The sequence below is a fragment of the Gemmatimonadaceae bacterium genome, from assembly GCA_035606695.1.
Taxonomy (GTDB): Bacteria; Gemmatimonadota; Gemmatimonadetes; order Gemmatimonadales; family Gemmatimonadaceae; genus JAQBQB01.
The window spans coordinates 90,383-113,559 of sequence record DATNEW010000029.1; the positions used below are offsets into that span (position 1 = coordinate 90,383).

Genomic DNA, 23,177 nt, shown 5'->3' on the forward strand with positions numbered 1-23,177 from the left:
TGGCATCTGCGTAAGAGTGGCTTGCCCCTCGATCGTGATGTTAGATCCCTCGCGTTGCTCGGGATGACAGTCCTTGCTGCGCGTGTGAATGCGCAATCCGCGACGTTCCTCGACTACCACACGACAGTCCCTTCGACCTGGACGACGCGTGCGCCGTCGTCGTCCAGTCGATTGGGCGAGTATGTCGTGCCCGCGTCGAGCGCGGGACCGAGCGCGGAAGTCGTGGTCTACTTCTTCGGCGCGCGCATGGGCGGCAACGTCGACGCGAACGTGGCGCGATGGCGCGATGCGTTCACCAATGGCGGTGTAGGTCCGACGTTCGAGAAGATCTCGCGCGATTCGACCGGCGCATTTCCGATCACGTACGCCGAGTTTCACGGAACGTATCGTCGCGGAATCGGCGCCGGGTCAGCGGATTCGGTGCGGGCCGGTCAGGCGCTCATCGCGTCGATCGTCGAGACGTCGAAGGGCGCGTTGTTCATTCAGATCTTTGGGCCGGAAGGGCGGGTGGTGGCGGAGCGGGAGACGTTCATGAAATTCGTGAAGGGGCTCGAGCCGTAGCGCCCGATGACAGAGAGCCGTTCTTCCTGAGGTACCCCACCAACCCCCCCGCTTCGAGAATCTTCGCGGCGATCCCCGACGGAATCGCCCCCGCCTCCGCGTCACCGCTCGTGCGATCGAGCACCCGCACCCCCCGCCCGAACGCCGTGACGACGATCGCATCGCCCTCGGCGATCTTCGACGTGTCGCACTCGATCGGCATCAACCCATTGTTCACCGCGTTGCGATAGAACGTCCGCGAATAGCTTTCCGCGATCACCGCGCGAATACCCGCGGCGAGAATCACCGTCGCCGCGACCTCCATGGCCGACCCGCAGCCGAAGTTGCGGCCGGCAACGATCAAATCGCCCGGCTGTACCGTCGCGGCAAACGACGGATCGACCGTCTCGAGCAGATACTTTTTTAGCAAACTCTCATCGAGCGTCTCCTTCTTCCGCGCCGACGAGATGATGTAGTCCGTATTGACGTCGTCGCCGAACCGGCGGGCGCGGCCCTCGAGCAGCGGCGTCACGTGCCGATCGTCCGCGGATCGGTGATCGCGCCGGTGATCGCGGCCGCCGCGCACGCCGCCGGCGACGCGAGATAGATCTGCGCCGTCGCGTTGCCCATTCGTGCCTTGAAGTTCCGGTTGGCGGTCGAGAGCACGTTCACGCCGTCGCGCGGAATCACGCCGCTCGTGCCACAGCACGCCCCGCACCCCGGCGCCGTGACGATCGCGCCGATCTCTGTGAGCCGCGCCAGCGTGCCATCGGCGGTCAACCGCCGCTCCACGTCGCGCGACGCCGGCGTCACGACCAGCTCGACGCCGTCGGCGAGTCGCCCGCCGCCGCGCTCGAGCACCTCCAACGCTTCGTGATAGTCGCGCACGCGACCGCCCGTGCAGGTGCCAAGAAAGACCATCTGGATCGGCGTGCCGGCAGCGGCCGCCAACGTCGCGACGTTCGCGGGCGAATGCGGCAGCGCAACGACCGGCGCCAGCGACGCAAGATCGATCTCGAGCGTTCTCGAATAGGTCGCATCCTCGTCGGCGCTCACCGCGTCGTACGACGTCACGCCACGCTCGGCGAGATAGCTCGCGAGCACGTCGTCAGCGGGGAACATCGCCGCCTTGGCGCCGCTTTCGACGAGCAGGTTGCTCAACACGAGCCGCTCCTCGATCGCGAACGACGCGACGGCGTCGCCTGAATATTCGATCGCCTGATAGTTCGCGCCTTCGGCGCCGAGCGTCGCGACGATGGCGAGCGCGACGTCCTTCACGGTGACGTCGTCGCGTCGCGCGCCGCTGAGGACGATGCGAATCGTCTCGGGAACGCGGAGCCAGATCTGGCCGGTGATCATCGCGGCCGCGAGATCGGATGAGCCGATGCCCGTCGCGAACAGATTCAACGCGCCGCACGTCACCGTATGACTGTCGGCGCCGAGCACGAGCTGTCCCGGGCGGACGACGGCGCGTTCGACGGCGAGTTGGTGGCTGATCCCCTCGCCGCGTTCCGAGACGTCGAGACCGTGCGTCGCGGCGAAGGCGTGCACGAGATCGTGATACTTGGCCGTGCCGGGGCTCGTCGTGGGATCGTAGTGATCGAGCGCGAACACGACGCGCTCCGGATACCGCACCGACGAGCCGCCCATCTTCTCGAAGTAGGCAATGGCCATCGGCGCCGAGGCGTCGGTGCCGATCACGCGATCCGCATCGCACACCACCATCTCGCCCGCCCGAACGTCGTGGCCGGATTTGTCGGACAGAACTTTTTCGGCCATCGTCTTGCCACTCATCCCGCGGTCTCCGTCACCGGCGACGGCACCTCCGCCGTCGCGTGCTCCGCGCGGCCAACCCACGCCGCGCCGACGAGATTGCTCAGCGTGTTCACCGCGGTGCGGCACATGTCGAGCGGCCGATCCACCGCCGCGACGAGCGCGATACCGGCCGCCGCCTGATCCCGCAATCCGACGGCATTGAGCACGATGAGCGTCGTCACGAGCGAGCTGCCGGGCACGCCGGCTCCGGCGAACGCGGCGACGGTCGACGCCGCGACGATCGCGAACCACTGCGACGGACCGAGCGCCAATCCATACACCGACGCCAGAAACACGGCCGTCACCGCCTTGTAAACCGCCGAGCCGTTCTTGTTGAGCGTGGCGCCGGCGGGGAGCACGAACGCCACCGCATCGTTCGAGATGCCGAGCCGATTCGTCGCCGCCGCCATGCTCACCGGCAGCGTCACGCTCGACGACGCAGTGGCGAACGCGAGCATCAACGCGTCGGAAACACCGCGGATGAATCGCGACTCGCTCATGTTGGCGGCGAAGCGCACCAGCGGCATGAGCACGAGTACCGTGTGAACCGCAAGCGCGATGAGCACGGTCACCACGAACAGTCCGAGATTCTCGAGCATGGCCGCGCCCGATGTCGCAACGGTAACCGCGATCAGCACCAGCACCGCGAGCGGCGCGAGCTTCATGATCCACCCGATGACGATCATCGACAGCTCGTTCAAGCGCTCGAACAGCGCGAGCACGGAACGGCGCTTTTCATCCTCGAGGGTCGTTGCTGCCGCGGCGAAGATGCACACCGCGACGATCAACGGCAGCAGATCGCCTTGCACGGCGGCGGCGAATGGATTCTGCGGAATCATCGCGAGCAGCACCTCGCCGACCCCCGGAACCGACGCGTTGGTCGCGATACCCTCGTTCTTCGCCGCGAGCGCACCGAACGGTGCCGCGTGCGCGATGAGGATACCGACCGTCGCCGCGAGCACGGTCGTTCCGACGAAGTACGCGAGCGTTCGGCCGCCGATGCGTCCGAGGCGCCGCAAGTCGCCGAGCGACGCGACGCCCGTGAACAAGCTGCCGATGACGAGCGGCACGACGACCATCGTGATCAGCCGAATGAACGCGGTGCCGATGGGCTCGAGCGCCATGACGCCATCGAGCAAGACCGGAGACAACCTCGCGATGGCGCCGAGTGCGGCCCCGCCTATCATGCCGATGAAGATACGCGTTTGAAGTTTCATCCGACGCTCACTCCGCGGGGACCGGTTGCGTGGCCGACAACTCGGCGAGCACCTCGCTCAGCGCCGACAGCGTCCGCTCGACGTCGTTCAGCCGAATGTCGCCCATGTGGCCGATGCGAAATCCCGCCGGCTGATACGGTCCAAGTCCCGCGGCGGTCAGAATCCCGCGCGCCTTGAGCCCATTGCGCACGTCGGCGGGCGCCGGCCCGTTGGCGAGCGAGATCGCCGTCATCGTCGTCGCGCGGTCGGTCAACGTTGGACATTGCAGGGACAGCCCAAGCTCCTCGATGCCGTGCCGGGTGCGTTCCGCCATCTCACGATGACGCCGCACCACATTCTCGAACCCTTCCTCGTCAATCATTCTCAGCGACTCGGCCACCTGCAGCACGAGATGCACCGGCGTCGTCCCCGGCGTCTCGGGCTTCGCTTTAGAGATCTCTGATCGAATGGCCGAAAAGCTCCAGTAGTTGCGGGGCAGGCGCGCGGATTCGTTGGCGCGCCAGGCGCGGTCGCTCATGGCGACGAACGAGAGACCGGGGCTCGACATCAGGCACTTCTGCGAGGCGGTGACCGCGACGTCGACGTGCCACTCATCGAACGAGAAAGGCATGCCGCCGATCGAAGCCACGCCGTCGATCATCGTCATGACGCCGCGCGCGTTGGCGACTCGCGCGACGCCGGCAACATCGTTCGCGACGCCGGTCGAGGTGTCGGCATATGCCAGTGCAACGGCGCGCACGCGCGGATGCTCCGAGAGAACCTCGTTCACGTCCGACGGATTTACGCTTCGCTCCCACTCGGTCGCGATGCGATGCACGACCACGCCATACGATTCGGCGAACCCGGCCCACATCTCGCCGAACTTGCCGTTGCAGCACACCGCGATCTCGTCGCCCGCCGAGAAGAGATTGCAGATCGCGGCTTCGAGCGCGCCGCGGCCGGTGGTGTGCACGGGCAGCACAGGCGTCGTGGTGCCGAAGATGGGCTGGAGCAGCTCGACGACGGTGCGCAGCTCGCGTGAGAACTCCGGTGTGCGGTGATGAATCATCGGCCGCGCGCCGGCGCGCAGCACGCGGTCGGGGACGCGCGTGGGGCCCGGTGTCATCAACAGCAGCTCGCTCACTCGATCACACCCTTCGCGCGCAACAGCTCATCCACGTCGGGCCGGAACCACGTGCCCGCGCGAATCTCGGCGATGCGCTTGCGCTCGCGATCCATCAGCGTCGCGACCTGCGCCAACACGTCGTCCGCATGGTCACGAGGTACGACCGCGATGCCGTCGTCGTCGCCGACGATGATGTCGCCCGGCATCACGACCGTTCCGCCGCACGAGATCGGAACGTTCACTTCGCCAGGGCCGTCCTTGTCGCAACCGCCCGCGCACACGGTGCGACTGAATGCGGGGAAGCCGAGGCTCGTGATGCCGTCCACGTCGCGGATGGCACCGTCGACGACGATGCCGCCGAGTTTCTTCGCGGCGGCGGAGTTGCACATCAACTCACCGAACACTGCGCTCGTCGTGTTGCCGCACGTGTTCACGACGACGACGTCGCCCGGCTCGGCCACGTCGAGCGCTTTGTGAATCATGAGATTGTCGGCTGGCCGCGCGTTGACGGTGACGGCGAGACCGCACAGCGCGAATCCGCTGCGAGAGCGAATGGCGGGATCCATGAAGTTGAAGCGGCCCATCGCGTCGGCGAGATTGGAGCTGGCCATGCCGCGAAAGCGCTCGACGACGCGAGTGTCGATGCGCGGTGGGGCGGGGAGGACGCGAAAGCCGAGCTTGCCGGTGCGTGGCATTGGGGGGAGTGAGGCGTGGTGAGGCATTTAAGAAGCACCTCGGACCTCGTGCTCGCAACACCCCTGCTAGTGGTTGACCCCGCGCGCCAGCAGCGCTGTAAACGCCGCCTTATCCACTGCCTTGCTCAGCGCCTCGTCAGCCGTCACGACGTTGTCGCGAACCAGAGCAAGGAGCGCGTCATTGAGCGAGATGTTGCCGGCCGCCTTCCCTACCTGGATCAATGATCCGATCTGAAAGGTCTTTCCTTCACGGATGAGATTTGATATCGCCGTGTTGACGAGCATGATCTCGAGCGCGGAGACCCGGCCACCGACACGCCGGCGGCAAAGCGTCTGGGCGATCACGCCCTTCAGCGACTCCGAGAGCATGACCCGCACTTGTTGTTGTCGCTCGGCCGGGAATTGATCGATGATCCGATCGATCGTCGACGCGGCCGTCGTCGTGTGCAGTGTGCCAAAGACGAGATGACCCGTTTCCGCGGTTTCGAGGGCGATCGAGATCGTCTCGAGATCTCGCATTTCACCGATCAGAACGATATCGGGATCTTCGCGGAGCGCCGAACGAAGGGCAGTGCGGAACGAGCGGGTATGCGTGTATACCTCACGCTGGTTGACAAGGCAGCGCTTATTCTCATGGACGAACTCGATCGGGTCCTCGATGGTGACGATATGGTCGGACCGCGTCATGTTGATGTAATTGATCAGCGCCGCGAGCGTCGTTGACTTGCCTGAGCCGGTCGTTCCTGTCACCAGCACCAAACCTTTCCGCAACGCGCACAACTCGAGTATCTGATCGGACAGTCCGAGTTCCTCTACGGTCATAATCCGCGTCGGCACGGTCCGAAAGACGGCGCCGACCCCTTTCCGATCCATGAAGATGTTGCCGCGGAAACGCGAGAGTCCGGGAATTTCATACGCGAAATCCGCGTCGCGCTCGTCCTCGAACTCCTGTCGTGTTTTGCCCGGAAGAATCGGCGCGAGCAGTTGAATGACATCTTCAGCGCTGAGTAGATCTCCCCCGGCGTCCAGGCGCATCATCTCGCCGTCCTTCCGGATGAGTGGCGCAACGCTCGTCGATAGGTGAAGATCGGAGGCACCCGCTTGCACCATGGCGCGCAACAAACGATCGACGTGCGGTTCAGCGCGCGCTCCCGCCTCATCGCTTTGCATCGCCGGCGCGCGCGGCGTCGCAGTAACCGCTGCTGGATCAACGAGGCTGGATGGCGATTCGCGACGAAGAGCCTTCGCCACCGCCGAGATCAGCTCCGACGGCGGTACCGGTTTGACGAGGTAGTCGTGCGCTCCCGCATCGCGAGCTGCAGCCACGGACGAGAAGTCTGCCACTCCTGTGACCATCACCAGCGGCAAATCGGGAAAGTGTCGTCGGATCGCGCGTGCCAGCATGATACCGTCATCACCCGGCATTCGGACGTCACTCAAGACCAGATCGATCGACTCGCGGCGGAGCACGGACATCGCGTCCGCGGCGTTGCGCGCGCCGAAACAGATATAGGCGGCCGACTCGAGCACGCGCATATGGGCGCGCAAGACCATCGGCTCATCATCAACGACCAGTATGTATTTCGCTACCGCCGCCGGCTGCTCAGCCACGCGTCGCTCCACGCGCGTCAATTACTACGCAGTGGCCTCGTGGGTCGCAGACGCAGCCGGTCAAGCGGCGGGCGAATCGAATGCCGCGCCATTTGCCGTAAAATCGCCGGCAAGCACGTCCGCCACTGCGCGCAACAAGCGGTTTGGCGACACCGGCTTTTCGATGAACAACGCGTTCGGCGGTAAGCGCCATTCCCGAGCCGTGATCTCCTCCGAGTAGCCGGACATGATGATCGCCCGCAAGATCGGATTCCGTTCACGGAGCTCGCGAATCAGTTCCGCGCCCGTCATGTCGGGCATCATCATGTCCGTAATCAGCAGATCCACGCGCCCGCGCTCCGACTGGAAACGCGCGATCGCCTGCGAGGCGCCCTCAGCCTCCACGATGACGTGTGGTGAACGCTCGAGAATTCGCCGCACCGCCGCGCGCACCATGGCATCGTCTTCGACGAGGAGAATCGTCGCAGAGTCCTGCGACGGAATCAGGAATTCCCCCGTGCCCTGCAACGACGCCGGGCCTCCCGCGGCGTACGCCGGCAGGTAGATCTTGAAGCTCGAGCCGCGCCCCGGCTCGCTGTACACCCAGATGAAGCCGTCCGACTGCTTCACGATGCCGTACACCATCGCCAGTCCGAGTCCCGTACCCTTGCCCGCGTCTTTCGTCGTGTAAAAGGGCTCGAAGATGTGGCTCTTGACCTCGTCGGTCATTCCGCTTCCGGTGTCTGACACCGCCAGCATGACGTAGTTGCCGGCGGGTATCAGGCGCTGATGGCCTTGAGCCTCGAATCCGTCGTCGAGAACGACTTGACCTGTTTGAATCCTGAGCGTGCCGCCCTTCGGCATCGCGTCTCGCGCGTTGACTGCGAGGTTGAGCAGCACCTGTTCGAGCTGTCCCGCGTCGGCGAGGATCGTGTCGAGGTTCGGACGCAGGTCCGCCACTACTTCGATCTGATCGCCCAGGACGCGCTCGAGCATTCCCGCCATTCCGCCGATCGCGTCATTGAGATCGAGGACCGTGCGCGCGAGCACCTGCTTCCGGCTGAAGGCCAGCATCTGGCGCGTCAGACGTGCGGCGCTTGCGCCCGCGCGCTTGATCTCTTCTGCATCCTCGCGTTGAGGGCTGTCGGCGGGCATCTCGTTCAGGAGGAACTCAGCGTACGTGTTGATGACGGTTAACAGATTGTTGAAGTCGTGAGCGATGCCACCGGCGAGCCGGCCCACGGCGTCCATCTTCTGCGACTGGAGGAGCTGCGCTTCCAGCGCTTTGCGCTCCGAGATATCGCGTGCCAGCGTTTGCACGCACGGCATGCCGTCGAACAACACCGGTGAGCCGTTCACCTCGGCTACGATCGGCGTTCCATCGAGTCGGCGCAAACGGAGCTCCGTCGGCTTGGACGGCTGGCCGGACTCCCGAATCGCTTGCGTGCGCGCGACGGCTTCGGCGCGATCCGCGTCATCGACGAGATCGAATACCGACCTTCCAACCAGGGCATCCGACTCCGCTGCACCGAGCACGCGCAGCGCTCTCGCGTTTGCGAATACGATCTCGCCGTCGCGATGGACGAGCACCGCGTCTGGTGCCTGTTCGACGAGCTGGCGATACCGGCTCTCGCTCTCATGTAATTCCTGGTTGCGCCGCTCCAAGGCGTCGGCGCGTTCCTTAAGCGCCCGTTCGGCTTCGTGCACGCCCTCCGCCATGCGATTGAAAGTTCGCGCGAGACCGCCGATTTCGTCGGAGCGCCGAACGCGCACCGGTGCTGCCATGCCGCCGGCGGCCAACGCACCGGCCGCCATCCGCAACTCGCTCAGCGGCCGGATCGTCCGGTACACGACGAGCCATACGCCGACACTGCCGGCCAGCACGGAGATCAAGGCGATCAATCCGAGTTGGATGATGAAGCCACGCGCTGGCGCCAGCGCCTCGTCGCGCGACCGCTCGACCCACACCACCCAGGGCGCGGCGGCTAGCCGAGTCGCCGAACCGATTCGCGTACGGGCGTCGCGTCCGATGAAGACGCCGCGGCCCGCCGATACCGTTGTGCGCGGAGGTCCATCGGTGGTCGCCACAAGGTCGGTCCACAGGTCGCCTCGCGCGTTTCCAACCAGCAACCGCGTTCCCGGTCCCAGCAGCTTGCCGATCGCCTCGCTGCTCGAGCCGTCGCTGAGCCGCCGCGTGGCGACGAGGAATCCGAGCGTGTCTCGACCGTTCATCACGGGCGCCGCGATCGAATAGGTCAACGTGTCGTGAACGGCCGCGAGCGGCGAAACACCGTTGTCGCGAAGTGCCGAAAATGCGCCGGCCGCCACCACGCGCTCCATCGTCCCGACGCCGGTCGTCGCCAGCAATTTCCCCGTACGGTCCAAGACACTGACCGCCGCGATTTGCGGCCCGCGAGCACCGATCGCCGCCAAGGTACTAGAGACGCGAGAGACCCGAGGCTGTGCACTACGCCCCATTACGAGCGGGCGAAGGCTCGAGTCCCTCGCGGAGCCCGCGAGATCATTCCGGAGGCGGCGCAATTGCGCGTCCAGCATCGACGCGATTTGGCTTGCGCCGTTTTCGAGATGCGAGTAGTTGGCGTCGAGCGTCGCGCGGCGGATCTGGATGTAGGCTGCCCACGACATGCCGGCGATGACGGCACAGAGCATCGCGAAGGCGATCAGCGGAAGTCGCCGCGTCAGCCTCTGCCACGGTCTGACTTCGTTCATGACGCCAAGGGCGCGCGTTCCGCCAGCTCGATGATCGCTCGGACGACGTCGGGATCGAACTGAGTTTTCGCTCGTTCGATAATCATGTCGATCACCGCGTCTCGCTCGACGGCGGGGCGATACACGCGGTCGTGTGTCAGCGCGTCGTAAAAGTCGGCGACGGCCACGATGCGTCCTTCCATGGGAATCTCGCGCTCGCGCAGCCCATGCGGATACCCGCTGCCGTCCCATCGCTCGTGATGCGTCAGAGCGATTTGCTCCGCTGTCCGAATGAGCGCGTGTCCGCCACCGCCCAGGATGCTCGCGCCTGTCGTCGTGTGTGTCTTCATCACGTCGAATTCGGCCGCCGTGAGAGGTCCTGGCTTCCTCAGAATCTGGTCCGGAATGGCGATCTTGCCGATGTCGTGGAGCGGCGCGACGCGCGCGATGAGATCGACAGCCTCCTCGCCTTCGCCAAGATGCCTGGACAGGTCGGCGGCGAGGCGCCCCACGCGCCGCGTGTGTTCTCCGGTGTCATCGTCGCGGATCTCGGTTGCGATCGCGAGCCGTTCCAACACCTCGAGGCGCGCGGCAAGCAGTGCGGCGGTGCGTTCCTCGACTCGTTGCTCGAGTACTCGGTTCTCCTCGGCAAGAACGAGATGCAATCGCCGTGTCTCGAGATGGTTACGGACGCGCAGCACCACTTCGGCCGAATCGTACGGTTTCGTGACGAAATCCGATGCGCCGGCATCGAGACTCGCATGCCGGGCGTCCATCGACGCGTCACCGGTGACGACGATGATCGGCATGTACGGATCCGCCGCGGCAAGCCGACGCAGGTCCCGCACGTTGCCGATGCCGTCGACGCCCGGCATGTGCAAGTCGAGGAGCGCGATGTCCGGCCGATATTCGAGGAATGCGGGAACGACATCGCTGCCGGTGGTCGTCGTGTGAAATTCGCGGTAGCCCGCGCGCACGAGAATTGAGCGGAGCAGTCGCACATTTGCCGCGACGTCATCGGCGATGAGGATGCGCGGCTCCCGCGCGAGCCACGGATCGCGGTGGGCCGCGAGTCGGCCGTCCGGCGGCGTCAATCGGTCTGGGTGAATGAGCGACGGCGTCATCGCGAATAGAGTGTCTCAGCCCATCCGGCGCCGCGCCATACAACAGTCGATTAACTTTGTATTCGACTGTGGGTATTCAAAATTCATCATTGCCCCGCGCTGTGATTCACGTCACCATTCGCGGTCACGATCATGCGGATGAGCTCGCGGGCGTCGGCGTCCGCCAGCGCGTAGCGAACCGCGCGGACATGGCCTGCAACGGACTGTGACGCCAGGAGCGGGGCGGCGGCCGGCGCCACGACCACCTGTGCCTCCGGCGGAATGACGCTCAGATCGTCCTCGCCGGCGACGAGCACACGCGCTCCGCTCAACACCGTCCCCTGGAAGGCCAGCTTCGCGCGCTCGGCCCATGTGCGATCGGCGACGATCACGACGACGGGCCCATCCCGATAGGTGAGCACGTCGTGCGCGACGGGTGCAGTCGTCGCGACGAACGCCGGCCGACCAAGCGCGCGAAAGAGACGCCCAAGGCGCGTCGCGGCGAACACCGTCGTGATCGCCGCGTCGGCATGTCGCGCGGCCTCCTCGAGGCGGCTCTCCTCACACGCGTCGCACGCAACGCGCACGGCGTCGACGCCGAAATCACGGCTCGCCATGTCCGCCAGGGCCTGCGTCTGCGACTCATGGTTGCCGACGCACAACAGGCGAAGCCGCCGCCGCCGCAGACTCTCCGCCAACCGCCGCGGTAGCTCGGTGACTGGAATGCCGCATTCCAGTCCTAGGGCAAAGATGTCCACGACGGCGTTTCGCTCGACTGCGACGGCGACCGGCGCTTGTCCGCCGGCCACATACGTGCCGGAGCGGCGGCGCGCCACGATCAGTTCATCAGCTTCGAGCACGCGACTGGCGCGAAGCGCCGTGCGAACGTCGACTTGAAACTCCGCCGCGATCTCGCGCACGCTCGCGAAGCGGTCACCCGGGCGCACCATGCCAAGGTGCAGGCCCCACAGCAACCGCTCTTTCAGAATTCCGGCGATCTTCGCGGCCCGTTCCGGCACGTACTCCGTGACTCCTGTGGTAAAGGGTGAAAACTGCCGCGCTGCCGCGACATACAGGGTTACATACGGTGCAAGCGTACCTGGATGTGGCTGTGACCGAAGGGTGGGCTAATGGTGCATCAGCCGACCGACTGTCATCGTCGCGAGCGAAGCGAAACCAGGATCCCCACTTACGAACGCCGTACCACAAGCAGGTCCTCGGCTCTCCGCGAAGCCGCTCTCCGTAATGAAGGGGATCTCTCATGCGCCCAGAGGGCACCCGGCTGACGCTCGCTCGGGACGACATGAAAAGCTGAGGCTCGCTCGGGACGACACGTTACCGAGAATTCTTACACTTGATTGACCCCGTTGGCATGGCAGCCTCGCACTCACCGCGCACAATTTGACGCAACCTCATCGCAAACTTCCCGCCCATGACCGATCGCCGCGACTTCCTTCGTCATGCCGCCCTTGCCGGCAGCGCCTTCGCGCTTCGGGTGGAGCGCATTTCACAGCCCATCACGCCCGCCGCGAAGTCGCTCAACATTCTCATCCTCGGCGGCACCGGTCTCACGGGCCCGAATCAAGTGCGCTACGCACTCGCGCGCGGACACAAGGTGACGGTGTTCAATCGCGGCCGCCGCAACGACCGATTGCCGAGCGGCGTGACTGAGCTGATCGGCGATCGCAACCTGCATCAGACCGACGCACTCAAAGGGAAAGACTGGGACGTCGTCATCGACAATCCGACGACGATGCCATTCTGGGTGAAAGACGCGGCCGAAGTGCTGAAGGATCACACGAAGCAATACATCTTCATCTCGACGATCTCCGTCTACGACACCGCGAATCAACAAGCGATCGACGAATCATCACCGCTCGTAGAATACACCAAAGGCGATCCGCTCGCGGTGACACAGCAGGAAATGATGAAGGACATGGAGACGATGTACGGCCGCATGAAGACGGCATCCGAACGTGAGGCGAAGAAGTGGTACGGCGATCGCACGACGATCATCCGGCCGACGCTCATCGTCGGACCGGGCGACGATTCGTTTCGCTTCACCTACTGGCCGTATCGCATCGCGCAGGGCGGCGAGATTCTCGCGCCGGGCGACGGACAGGATCACATCCAGTTCATCGACGCGCGCGATCTCGCCGAGTGGACGATTCGCATGGCGGAGAATGGAACCACGGGCACGTTCAACGCCGCCGGCCCCGCGTCGCCGCTCACGATGGCCGAGCAGTTGTACGGTATTCGCGGTGCCTTCGACGGCAACCGTGACGTGCGCTTCACGTGGGTGCCGGCGGACTTCCTCGCGGCGCAGAAAGTGAGCGCGTGGGGCGACATGCCGACGTGGATTCCGCGCAGCGATCCCGACTACGCGCAGGCGAACGCCGACAATCGCCGCGCGATCGCGGCCGGTCTCACGTTCCGTCCGCTCGCCTCGTCGGCGGTGGATTCGCTTGCGTGGTTCAACGCGGCGCCGGCCGACGCACAAGCGCGCATGCGCAAAGTGGCCGGTATCACGCCGGAGCGTGAGCGTGCGGTGCTCGCTGCCTGGCACGCCTCACGCTGACTTTGCGCGACGCCTCCCACACGTTTGCGGCGAGCAATCCCGCAAGGAGATAGTAGGCCGCGCCGATCAGCTCGAACGCGCCGTACGCGACGACAGCCGTGATGACGCCGAAGACGATTTGGTCGCGCGCCTTCGGCGGCGACGTCGGCGGATCCGTCACCATGAAGAACGCAAAGAACAACGCCGCGTGCAGCTCGGGCGCACGATAGACCTCGGCCACATGCGCCGGATCGCCGGCGAACGCGCTGAGTGTGAACAACGCATAGTAGACGCCGAGGAAGGTGAGCGCCGCCGGTATCTTGCCGACGTGTCGCGCGACGTAAACGCCGGTGGCGAAGAGCAGCACGATGGCGATCATCGGGAGATCGGGCAGCGCGCCCCACCAACTCTGGCCGGTATCAAAGATGTAGAACGTCGCCACGAGGCCGAGCGCCGCGGGATTGAACACGTTCGCGTGTCCGACGCGCGCGACCCATTTGCTCAGCACGGCGGCGACGGCGGTGATCGCGGCGACGTACCACGGCTCATGCGGGCTGAGTATGCCGGCGACGAAGAGACCGGTCAGCAGCGCGCCGTCGGGAAACTTCCACTTGCCGCTGCGAACCCGAAGGATCGGCGCGTCGACGATCATCGCGGCGGCAACCGACGCGACGAGAACGGGAGTCACTTGTCGGACGCCTTCACCGATCGCCGCGACGATCGTGAGCACCGCGAGCAGGATGATGAGCTGTCCCTTGGGCGCGCGAAAGAATCGCCTGAGTGCGCGATTCAAACGCCTGTCATTCCGAGCCGACGGCGAGGAATCTTTCATCTCGGAAGAGTGACGTCCCTCTACCAAGCAGGGTAGATCCCTCGCTTCGCTCGGGATGACGACAGGTCTTGAAACGCACGCTAAGCCGCCGTGAGATACCGGCCCCCGCGCGTGCGGAATTCCTCGAGCTCAGTCGTCACGATCAACCCTTCGACGCCGTGGCGCTCGAGCAGCTCGATGCCACGCTCGACGCCGAGGACGAAGGCGGCGGTGCCGAGTGCATCGGCGACCATGGCGAGCGGCGCGATGGTGGTGACGCTTGCTATGCCTTGCGCGGGCGCGTTGCGACGCGCATCGAGAATGTGCTGGCCGCGCTCGTAGTCGCCCGAGGTGCAGACGGCGGTATCGGTCACGGCGATCGTCGTCAACAGCTCGCCTTCCGTGCGCGGATGCCGAATGCCCACCGACCATGGCGCGCCGTCCATGTTGGTGCCGGCGAGATACAGATCGCCGCCGGCGTCGATCGCGAAATTACCGAGTGGCGCGAGCTCGCGCGCGGCCATGTCGACGGCGAATCCCTTCGCGACCGCGCCGAGGTCGATGGTGACGGGGCGCTCGAGGGTGAGCGTGCGCGCGTCGGCGTCGAGGATCACGGAATCGTACGCGCCGAGCGTGGGATCGAACGCGCCGCCGGTCTCTTTCGCGAGAGCAAGCGCGAAGCGGGTCGTCTCGAACAGAATATCGCTGACTTCGACGACCTGGCCGACGCCGTCGCAGAGGCGCCGGAGCTCGGAGGTCGGATCGAATCGCGAGCAGCGCTGCTCCACGCGCGTGAACCACTCGAACGCCCGGCGCACATACTCGGCGCGCTCGCGCTCTTCCGCGGGTGATGCATCATGTCCGACGATCTGAATGGTGACGACGGTGCCCATCGCCGTCGTCGTCTGCGCGAGGCTCGTCACTTCGCCTTGGTGAGCGCCTGCACCACGGCACCGTAGAACGCGTTGGTGCTCTGCGTGGCCCCTGAGACATAGTCGACTTCGGCGCTCTGGCGCTCGATCACTTGCGGCGGCAGCGCCGAGATCCACGAGCACGAGTAGCGCGTGAGACACTGCGTGATCATGGCCTGGACGATTTTGCCGCCTTTGATCTCGACGGTTGCTTCGATGTCGCCGTGCCGCGAGGTGCCCCAGCCGGAGAAGACGCCGTCCTTGTAGCCGGCGACGTGGGTGGTATCGGCGGCTGGCTGAGGTTGTTGTGCTTGTTGCTGTTGCTGTTGTTGCTGTTGTTGCTGTATTGGCGGCGGCGTTGTCGGCGCGGCGGTGTCGACCGAAGCTGCCGCAGCGGCTGCCGGCACTACAACAATCGAATCGCGTTTCGCGGGCTTCGTCGTCGTTGCGGCAGCGTTCGCGCGCGGTAAATGACGAGGTGAATCAGAATGCGGTGTTGACGTTGGCGTCGAAATTGGCGTCGGCGTGCTCGCGATCGGCACCGGCGAGATCGGCGCGCGGGCGACGGGCCGCCGTGGCGTAACGTCATCGGAAACGCGCGCCGCGGCGGCCTCGGTTTTCACGTATCCCGCCGCGTACACGCCAATCACCGCCGCGGATCCGAGCGCGGCGAGATTGCTCTTGAGCCAATTGTCGTTGCTGGGTCTGTTCGGCTTGGTCATCGGCGGGGAAAGAACGGCCATCCGTGATACGCGTCAAGTGAGGCAAGCGTTCCGGAAAACACGCGATCGAGACCATTGGGGGCGCACGGTTTGCGATTCCTCTGAGCGTTGTCAGTATCATCGTCAATTCAGGAGGCCCGATGATCCGCACTACGATTCTCGCCATCGCGACGCTCTGTGCCGTCGGCGCGTGCGCGAGTGGAACTCGAGCCACCGCCGGCGGCGACGTCGCGTCGGTGACGCCCGATAATCGCAACTATTTGCCGGTCGGCACGACGATGACCGTGCGCTTCGATCAAGCCATCTCGACCGCGAGTCACGAAGGCGACAGCTTCAGCGGGACCGTGGTCAACGCCGTGTATGCCAGCGACAACACGATCGCCGTGCCCGCCGGCGCGACGCTCTACGGTCACGTGACTGGCGTGCACGTCGCGTCGATGCCGACCGAGCAGAACGTCATCCGCTTGAACTTCGACAGAATCAGCCTGAACGGCCGCACGTATCCGTTCACGGGCGCGATCTCGGACGTCACCGTGAGCAACCCGCGGAGCATCGCGTCGAGCACGACGCGCAACGCGGTGACGGGCGCGGCAGCGGGCGCAGTCCTCGGTGCCGTGCTCAGCGGCGGTGAATTGAGCAAGATCATTACGGGCGGACTGCTCGGCGCCGCGGCGGGCACCGTGATTTCCATGGGAACGAGCAGCGGTACTACACCCGCGACGATCCCGGCCGGTTCCACCGCGACGGTCAAGGCGACGCAGCCGGTCCAGGTGCGATAGCCGCCGGCACAGCACCGCTCCTACGATGCGCGCCGGCTCACTCGGCGCGCATCGCCTGCATGGGGTCGACACGCGCCGCGCGTCTGGCCGGCAGCCACGCCGCCAGCGCCGCCGCCGCGGCCAGAACCGCCGACGCCGCGACGAACGCCGTGAGATCGAGCGCGCCGGTGCCGTATAAGAGGTCTCTAATAACGCGCGTCAACCCGGCCGAGATCACGGCACCGACCGCGATGCCGCTCAGCGCCAGCCCCAATCCCTCGCGCACAACCGAGTGAACCAGGTCGCCCACGGTGGCGCCGAGCGCGATGCGAATGCCGAACTCGCGCGTACGCTGGCCGACGATGAACGACATCACGCCGAACACCCCGAGCGCGGCGAGCAACAGCGCGAGACCGGCGAACGCGCCCAGCAGCAACGTATAGAACCGCGGCTGCGCGACCGAGACCGAGACCGCGTCGTCCATTGTCCCCAGCTCATAGATAGAAACGTTCGGGTCCTGCGCGCGCAGCGCGGTGCCGATGTCCGCTTCGACGGTCGCGGGATCACGCTCGGTGCGCACCACGAACGTGGCGCCGAACGGCGCCGTGACATACGGGAAATACGTCGAGGGCTGCGCTTTCTCGCCCAACTTCTCATGGACTGCGTGCTTGACGATGCCGACGATCTCGCCGCGCATGCGTATCGTATCGCCAGGCTCACCGGTGGTGCTGTGCGACAAGCCGTACGTGAGATGCTTGCCGATGGGATTCTCATTCGGGAAGTAGCGGCGCGCCAACTCGTCGTCGATCACGACCACCGGCGGTGCGTCGAGCCGATTCTCGGCATCGGTGAAGAACCGTCCGCGCACGAGCGTCATGCCCACCGTCGTGAAATAGCTCGGCGACACCGGTAACAGACGCGAGTCCGGCTCCGTGCCGGGCTTGGGCTTGGGTGCATCGTCGACGGTGAACGATGTCGATGCACCAAACGGCCCATCGGGATCGAGCGGGCGGTCGGCGGCAACCGCAACGTGTTGCACGCCCGGGATGGCGGCTAGCCGTGCCAGAACGTCGTTCGCGTACGCGATGTTGCCGGCGTCGTGTCGATATCGGCCGCCCGTGAGCGCAACGTCCGCAACCACGAGATGAGACGAACGGAAACCCGGGTCGACGTGCACGAGGCGCTCGAAGCTGCGAATCAGGAGCGCGGCGCCGACGAGCAGAACCGTCGCGAGCGCGACTTCCGCGAGCACGAATGCCGAGCGTGCGCGGTTGGCGCCGCGACGTCCACGCACGCGACCCGAGGCGCGAATCAGCTGCGCGACGTCGGTGCGCGCGGCCTGAATCGCGGGCACGAGGCCGAATGCGAGGCCTGTTATTACGGTAATTACAAACGCGAACGCGAGCACCCGGCCGTCGATCGCGATCTCGTCGAGCCTCGGCAGGTCGCGAGGTCCGAGCGCCGACACGGCGCTCAGCAGCCACGTCGCGACCAGCGTTCCGAACAGGGCGCCGGCGATCCACAGCAGCATGCTCTCCGTGATGAGCTGCCGAACGATGCGCGTGCGCTCCGCGCCGAGCGCGGTTCGCACGGCGATTTCCGGCTCGCGCGCGGTGGCGCGCACCAGCAGGAGATTCGCGATGTTGGTGCACGCAATCAGCAGCACCACGAGCACCGCACCGAGCATGGGCCAGAGCGCACGGCTCACGTCGCCGACGATCTGATGTTGCAGCGGCGACACGAGCGCGCCGATCTTCGCATTCGTCGATGGAAACTCCTCGGCCAGGCGCGCCGCGATTTGCGTGAGCCGGCCCTGCGCCGCCTCGATCGTCACACCATCCCTGAGTCGCGCGGCACCGACGGTCGCATGATACCCGCGGGCGGCGTCGCCAACCTCGAATGAGCGCCATACGAGCGGAACCCAGATGTCGGGACTCTGCGGATAGTCCAAGCCGTGCTTCGCGATGCCGACGACGCGATACTGCTCGCCGTCGAGCGTCACCGATTGTCCGACGATGCTCGTGTCGCCGCCGAAGTAGCGATGCCACGCGAGATTCGAGAGCACGACGACTTTGGCGGCGTTCGCGGAATCCTCGCCGGCGGCGAAGAATCGGCCGAACGCGGGCTGCACGCCGAGTACGCGGAACAGCGTCGCGCCAACGCGCGCTTCGCCAAGGCGAATCGCCGGTGAGCCGGGACGTGTGAGCGTTGCGTTCTCTCCCGCGTCGATCCCCGCGACGTCGCTGAACATTCCGCTTTGGTCGCGATAGTCGATCAGGTCTCGCGGCGACGCGGGCATGTGCGCGCCCGTGGGCGACGTCGAGGCAAGAACGACCAAACGTTCGGGATGCGCGTAGGGCAGAGCATTGAGGACGACGCTGTTCACGATGCTGAACAGCGCGGTCGATGCGCCGATCGCGAGTGTGAGCGTGAGGACGGCGATGGTCGTGAAGCCGGGAGCGCTGAGGAGCTTGCGCGCGGCGTATCGGATGTCCGCGATCAACGTGAGCATGGCCGGGCCGAGTTGGAGTGCGGCGCTGCTTAGGAACAAGCGTGCCCTTGGCGTCTCGCGCGAAGGCTCATCGATTCAAGGACTTACGCTGATCTGCACCGGCCCGGCGATGACGTGAGATGTCCTGACATGGGACGATGCGTCCGAATTCGGACACGCGATGGGTGATGGGCGATGGGCGATGAAAGACCCGTGTCGTTCATTCGAGCGTCAGCGTCCTGTCGCCGGCCCCGCCTGTTGCGCAATCCACAAGCGCCACGCGGACTCGAGATCGGACACGCTCTTCATTCCATGCGCGGCGAGCACGTCGTCGAGCGGCTTCGCCGCGATCTGCGCATCGACGAGCGATGCGATGAGCGCGTCGCCGTTGCGCGACTGGAACAGATACTTCCCGAGCACCGCCGACTGCGCGTCGAACAGTGCGCGCGGTGAGATGCCGGCGCCGCGTGAATCCGAACCACTTCCGCGCTCACCACCACGCTCGCCACCGCGCATCCCGCCGCGGCCACCCATTCCACCGCGGCCGCCCATGCCTCCCATGCCTCCCATGCCACCACGTCCGCCGCCGCCGCCCCGCGTGTCACCGCCTTGAGAATTTCCACGGCTCGCGACGTTCGGCAGGAAGTACGGATACGACATGCCGAAGTAGCGCGTGAGCGGAATGAGCTCCTCGGTGTGCGTCGTCACGAGCGCGAGCGAACGCGCATATGTCGAATCCACACCCAACGTGGGAATCATCGACTCGGCCCAAGCAGGCACGCGCGCATCGTCGGCGTCGCCGCTGCGTGGTGCGCCGCCAGTTGGCACGCCGGTGACGCGCGCGGCGTGAAGCCCAAGCCATGCACGTGCGACGGCGAGATGAATGTCGGTCGGAGGCATTGGTCCGAGACCGGCGCGTTCGTCGCGTTTCGCTGACGGATTCGGCAGAACGAGATCGACCGCGGTCGGATAGGTCGACGGCGTTGGCGGCGCCGACACGAACGGCTGGCCGGTCACCGGAGCAGGGCGGACCGTCGCGATCAACGTTGTCGTGTCACCCGGAAACACGCTTCTGAAATTCGCGACCTCGCGTTCGATCGTGGGTTGTACGTAGCCGAGCTCACGGCGTGTGCGCGCGATGAGCTCGTATCCGGGGCCGCGGTGTACCCAGGTTGAATCGCCTGCCACCATCCGAAGGTCGGCGGGTACATCGACGGGCGCCGCCATCGTGTTGGCAGCCGGACCGCCGTTGTGCGAGCACGCGCCGGCGAACACGAGCGCGGAAACAAGAGTTAGACTACGGCCGTAAATAAAGCGCGATGGCATCGTTCACTCGGTCGGAAGGATCGGTTCGGTTGGCTTCGTTGAACGACACGTCGCAAGCGGCGCTCCCCGTCGCTCGGGCGTCGGCGCTCAGACTTCTTAACTACTCGACGTGATTAGACTTTTCGCACCGATCCCGCTCGCGACCGGCGCGCTCATCGTGGGTGTGGGCGCAACGGCGCTCGCGCAAGGAGCGCCGGCGGTCCGGCAGCGACCCACCGCGGTCGCCGTGCGCGCCGCGGCTCCCATCGTCCTCGATGGCAAGCTCAATGACGAGGCGTGGGCCGCGGCTCCCGTGGCGAGGGTCTTCACGCAACAAAGGCCGAACGACGGCGAACGCGCCACCGAACGCACCGAAGTGCGCTTCGTGTACGACGACGACGCCATCTACGTCGGCGCGCGCATGTACGACTCGCGCGGCCGCGCCGGCGTGAGCAGCCGTCTCGCCCGCCGCGACGACGACGTGCAGAGCGACATCCTGCGCGTGGATTTCGACACGTATCACGATCGGCTGCATTCCGTGGAGTTCGACATCAACCCCGCTGGCTGGCGCGGCGATGCCACCGACGTCGACCGGTCCTGGGATCCGGTATGGGAAGCCGCGACCACGATCGACTCACTCGGGTGGACGGCCGAGCTGCGCATTCCATTCAGCCAGCTCCATTTCTCGCATGACTCGATTCAGACCTGGGGCTTGAACGTCACGCGCATCGAGCAGCGCACGCAGGAGCGCGATCTCTGGGCGTACTGGAGCCAGAAGGAAGCCGGCGGCGCATCATACTTTGGTGATCTCACCGGGCTGCGCATTCGGCGCGCGCCGGAGCGCGCCGAGTTTCTGCCGTATGCGGTGACGCGCGCGGAACGGTTGTCGTCGGGCGATCCACACAGTCCGTTCTTTCATCCGCGTCAGAACGACATGCGCTTCGGCGGCGATCTCAAGCTGCTGCTCACCAGCAGCTTCACGCTCGCGGCAACCGTGAATCCCGACTTCGGCCAGGTCGAAGTCGATCCCGCGGTCGTCAACCTGTCGGCGGTCGAGACGTTTTTTCAGGAGAAGCGTCCGTTCTTCGTCGAAGGCAACGACATTTTCGCATTCGGCCAGCCCGGGTGTCACATCAATTGCGGATTCGGCCTGTTTCCGTATTACAGCCGCCGGATCGGCCGCGCGCCCGAGGGTGCGAGTCTCGCCGATGACGCGGGCCAATTCGACAACGTTCCCGAGAACACCACCATTCTTGGCGCCGCGAAGTTGACGGGCCGCACGAAGAGTGGGTTCACGATGGCCGCGATCGACGCCGTGACGCAGCGCGCCACGGCCGACGTTCAGCTGGCCGACGGCAGCACGACCTCGCTGCCCGTCGAGCCAGCGACGAACGATTTTGTCGGGCGTGTGAAGCGCGACTTCCGCGGCGGCAATCTCGTGGTTGGCGGCATCGCGACGTCGGTGGATCGTCGCATCGAGAATACCGGGCTCGCGCAACTGCTTCCGCGGTCCGCGCAGACCGCCGGCGCCGACGTCGATGCGTACTGGGCGCAGCACGCCTTTCACTTTTACGCCGCGGTGTCGGCGTCGCGCGTGGCCGGCGATTCGAACGCCATCTCACGAGTCGAGCGTTCGTCGGCACGATATCTCCAGCGGCCCGATCGCGGCGTCGTTCACGACGGGTTGTTCACCGACTCATACGATCCGCTCGCGACCTCGCTCGGCGGCTACGGCAGCATCGCGCGATTCGCGAAGGATGGCGGCAACTGGACCGGCGATCTCAACGCCGCGGCCATGAGTCCCGGGTATGAGACCAACGATCTCGGCTTCATGCAGCGCACGGACTTTCGCTGGTTGAACGGAACGATTGGCCGGCAGTACACGACACCGACGCGTTGGTATCAGAACCTCACGGCGATGGTCGGCGGAGAACAGTATTGGAATTACGAGGGCGACGTCACGCAGCGCGACTTCACCACGCTCCTTTCGACGACGCTCAGCAGCTATTGGAACGTGCTCGCGCTCGTCGAGCGCAATGCGGCGGCGATCGCCGACAAGTTGCTCCGCGGCGGTCCGGCGGTGGTCACTCCGGGGACGAACATTGCGCTGCTGGAAGTCGGCAGCGACACGCGCCGCGCGGTCGTGCTCAACTTCAACACGACGGTGACGCGCGACGACGACGGGGCGTTCAGCACCAACTGGAGCCCGAGCTTCACGTTCAATCCTGCGTCGAACGTGCAGATAACAGCCGGCCCGGGATACAACACGGCCGTGACGACCACGCAATTCGTAACGTCGATTGCCGACACCACGGCGCACGCGTTCTTTGGGAATCGTTACGTGTTCTCCCGGCTCGATCAGCGCCAGCTCTCGATGACGCTCCGCGCGGGTGTGACCTTCACACCGTCGCTGTCGCTCGACCTGTTCGCGCAGCCGCTCATCGCGAGCGGACACTATTCCAACTTCGAGGAGTTCGCGCGCCCAAGAGCGCAGCAGCGCATCGTCTACGGACGCGATGCCGGCACGAGCACGCCGGTGCTTGACAATACGGGCAACGTGACGGGCTATCGCATCGATCCCGACGGCGCAGGGCCGGCCGCGCCGTTCACCGTGGACAATCCCGACTTCAACTTCCGCTCGTTGCGCGGCACCGGTGTGCTACGCTGGGAGTGGCGTCCGGGATCGACGGCGTATCTCGTGTGGACGCAAACGCGCAGCGGCACGGCGCCGGTCGGCGACCTGGAATTCGGCCGCGACCGCAGCGCGCTGTTCGCCGCGCCCGCCGACAACATCTTCGTGTTGAAGATCAGCTACTGGCTCGGCATGTAGTTGCGTGCAAGGCGAGCG

At 65.6% G+C, this 23,177-nt stretch carries 18 protein-coding genes; 4 read left to right on the forward strand and 14 right to left on the reverse strand.

The annotated features are described in order from the left end of the window. The first annotated feature begins 63 nt into the window (after positions 1–63). Entirely contained in the window at positions 64–561 is a 498-nt protein-coding gene (locus tag VN706_15620; GenBank protein HXT17070.1) for a hypothetical protein, read from the forward strand. On the opposite strand, the gene VN706_15625 is transcribed toward VN706_15620, so the two are convergent. From VN706_15625 to VN706_15665, 9 genes are all read right to left on the reverse strand, one after another. Continuing rightward, positions 530–1,072 (reverse strand): 3-isopropylmalate dehydratase, encoded by a 543-nt coding sequence (locus VN706_15625; protein HXT17071.1) that lies wholly within the window; start codon positions 1,070–1,072, stop codon positions 530–532. The two genes, VN706_15620 and VN706_15625, sit on opposite strands and share 32 nt — an antisense overlap. Then, entirely contained in the window at positions 1,069–2,334 is a 1,266-nt protein-coding gene (locus tag VN706_15630) for an aconitase/3-isopropylmalate dehydratase large subunit family protein (GenBank protein HXT17072.1), read from the reverse strand. The genes VN706_15625 and VN706_15630 overlap by 4 nt, the downstream gene beginning before the upstream one ends. Further along, a complete protein-coding gene (locus VN706_15635; GenBank protein HXT17073.1) occupies positions 2,331–3,572 on the reverse strand; it encodes a dicarboxylate/amino acid:cation symporter in 1,242 nt (413 codons plus the stop codon). Before VN706_15635 ends, VN706_15630 begins: the two co-directional genes overlap by 4 nt. Before the next feature lie 7 nt (positions 3,573–3,579). Beyond that, positions 3,580–4,695: an alanine--glyoxylate aminotransferase family protein gene (locus VN706_15640; GenBank protein ID HXT17074.1), complete on the reverse strand. Its 1,116-nt coding sequence runs from the start codon at positions 4,693–4,695 to the stop codon at positions 3,580–3,582. After that, positions 4,692–5,372 carry an RraA family protein gene (locus VN706_15645; GenBank protein HXT17075.1) on the reverse strand — a complete coding sequence of 227 codons (681 nt, stop codon included), beginning with the start codon at positions 5,370–5,372 and terminating at the stop codon, positions 4,692–4,694. Before VN706_15645 ends, VN706_15640 begins: the two co-directional genes overlap by 4 nt. Positions 5,373–5,438: 66 nt before the next feature. Continuing rightward, positions 5,439–6,983, reverse strand: a complete 1,545-nt coding sequence (locus VN706_15650) for a PilT/PilU family type 4a pilus ATPase (protein HXT17076.1) — start codon at positions 6,981–6,983, stop codon at positions 5,439–5,441. Between the two features lie 60 nt (positions 6,984–7,043). After that, entirely contained in the window at positions 7,044–9,692 is a 2,649-nt protein-coding gene (locus tag VN706_15655; GenBank protein ID HXT17077.1) for an ATP-binding protein, read from the reverse strand. Continuing rightward, positions 9,689–10,795 (reverse strand): HD domain-containing phosphohydrolase, encoded by a 1,107-nt coding sequence (locus VN706_15660; GenBank protein ID HXT17078.1) that lies wholly within the window; start codon positions 10,793–10,795, stop codon positions 9,689–9,691. Before VN706_15660 ends, VN706_15655 begins: the two co-directional genes overlap by 4 nt. An 86-nt stretch (positions 10,796–10,881) precedes the next feature. Continuing rightward, positions 10,882–11,793 (reverse strand): GntR family transcriptional regulator, encoded by a 912-nt coding sequence (locus VN706_15665; GenBank protein ID HXT17079.1) that lies wholly within the window; start codon positions 11,791–11,793, stop codon positions 10,882–10,884. A 413-nt stretch (positions 11,794–12,206) separates the two neighbouring features. Between VN706_15665 and VN706_15670 the strand changes: the two genes are divergently transcribed. Next, positions 12,207–13,352 carry an NAD-dependent epimerase/dehydratase family protein gene (locus VN706_15670; protein ID HXT17080.1) on the forward strand — a complete coding sequence of 382 codons (1,146 nt, stop codon included), beginning with the start codon at positions 12,207–12,209 and terminating at the stop codon, positions 13,350–13,352. Here VN706_15670 and VN706_15675 read toward each other — a convergent pair. From VN706_15675 to VN706_15685, 3 genes are all read right to left on the reverse strand, one after another. Then, complete coding sequence (locus VN706_15675) at positions 13,300–14,124, reverse strand: RnfABCDGE type electron transport complex subunit D (GenBank protein ID HXT17081.1); 825 nt, start codon at positions 14,122–14,124, stop codon at positions 13,300–13,302. The genes VN706_15670 and VN706_15675 overlap by 53 nt on opposite strands. 119 nt (positions 14,125–14,243) lie before the next feature. Next, positions 14,244–15,065, reverse strand: a complete 822-nt coding sequence (locus VN706_15680) for an FAD:protein FMN transferase (protein ID HXT17082.1) — start codon at positions 15,063–15,065, stop codon at positions 14,244–14,246. Further along, entirely contained in the window at positions 15,062–15,796 is a 735-nt protein-coding gene (locus tag VN706_15685; protein HXT17083.1) for an FMN-binding protein, read from the reverse strand. The genes VN706_15680 and VN706_15685 overlap by 4 nt, the downstream gene beginning before the upstream one ends. Positions 15,797–15,915: 119 nt before the next feature. Between VN706_15685 and VN706_15690 the strand changes: the two genes are divergently transcribed. Then, the gene (locus VN706_15690; protein HXT17084.1) at positions 15,916–16,554 is read left to right on the forward strand and encodes a hypothetical protein; all 639 of its coding nucleotides are present in this window, start codon (positions 15,916–15,918) and stop codon (positions 16,552–16,554) included. Positions 16,555–16,591: 37 nt separating this feature from the next. On the opposite strand, the gene VN706_15695 is transcribed toward VN706_15690, so the two are convergent. Continuing rightward, positions 16,592–19,045 carry an ABC transporter permease gene (locus VN706_15695; protein ID HXT17085.1) on the reverse strand — a complete coding sequence of 818 codons (2,454 nt, stop codon included), beginning with the start codon at positions 19,043–19,045 and terminating at the stop codon, positions 16,592–16,594. 210 nt (positions 19,046–19,255) lie between these two features. Then, on the reverse strand, positions 19,256–20,350 hold the full coding sequence (locus VN706_15700) for a hypothetical protein (protein ID HXT17086.1): 1,095 nt from the start codon (positions 20,348–20,350) through the stop codon (positions 19,256–19,258). 109 nt (positions 20,351–20,459) lie between these two features. Here VN706_15700 and VN706_15705 point away from each other — a divergent pair, with 109 nt between their 5' ends. Next, a complete protein-coding gene (locus VN706_15705; protein HXT17087.1) occupies positions 20,460–23,159 on the forward strand; it encodes a DUF5916 domain-containing protein in 2,700 nt (899 codons plus the stop codon). The last annotated feature ends 18 nt before the right edge of the window (positions 23,160–23,177 follow it).

Excerpts from the sequence above, each read along its gene's own strand:
- VN706_15695 (HXT17085.1), bottom strand. The coding sequence starts at position 19,045 with ATGCTCACGTTGATCGCGGACATCCGATACGCCGCGCGCAAGCTCCTC.
- VN706_15635 (HXT17073.1), bottom strand. The coding sequence starts at position 3,572 with ATGAAACTTCAAACGCGTATCTTCATCGGCATGATAGGCGGGGCCGCA.
- VN706_15670 (HXT17080.1), top strand. The coding sequence starts at position 12,207 with ATGACCGATCGCCGCGACTTCCTTCGTCATGCCGCCCTTGCCGGCAGC.
- VN706_15630 (HXT17072.1), bottom strand. The coding sequence starts at position 2,334 with ATGAGTGGCAAGACGATGGCCGAAAAAGTTCTGTCCGACAAATCCGGC.
- VN706_15685 (HXT17083.1), bottom strand. The coding sequence starts at position 15,796 with ATGGCCGTTCTTTCCCCGCCGATGACCAAGCCGAACAGACCCAGCAAC.
- VN706_15690 (HXT17084.1), top strand. The coding sequence starts at position 15,916 with ATGATCCGCACTACGATTCTCGCCATCGCGACGCTCTGTGCCGTCGGC.
- VN706_15700 (HXT17086.1), bottom strand. The coding sequence starts at position 20,350 with ATGCCATCGCGCTTTATTTACGGCCGTAGTCTAACTCTTGTTTCCGCG.
- VN706_15620 (HXT17070.1), top strand. The coding sequence starts at position 64 with ATGACAGTCCTTGCTGCGCGTGTGAATGCGCAATCCGCGACGTTCCTC.
- VN706_15655 (HXT17077.1), bottom strand. The coding sequence starts at position 9,692 with ATGAACGAAGTCAGACCGTGGCAGAGGCTGACGCGGCGACTTCCGCTG.
- VN706_15645 (HXT17075.1), bottom strand. The coding sequence starts at position 5,372 with ATGCCACGCACCGGCAAGCTCGGCTTTCGCGTCCTCCCCGCCCCACCG.
- VN706_15660 (HXT17078.1), bottom strand. The coding sequence starts at position 10,795 with ATGACGCCGTCGCTCATTCACCCAGACCGATTGACGCCGCCGGACGGC.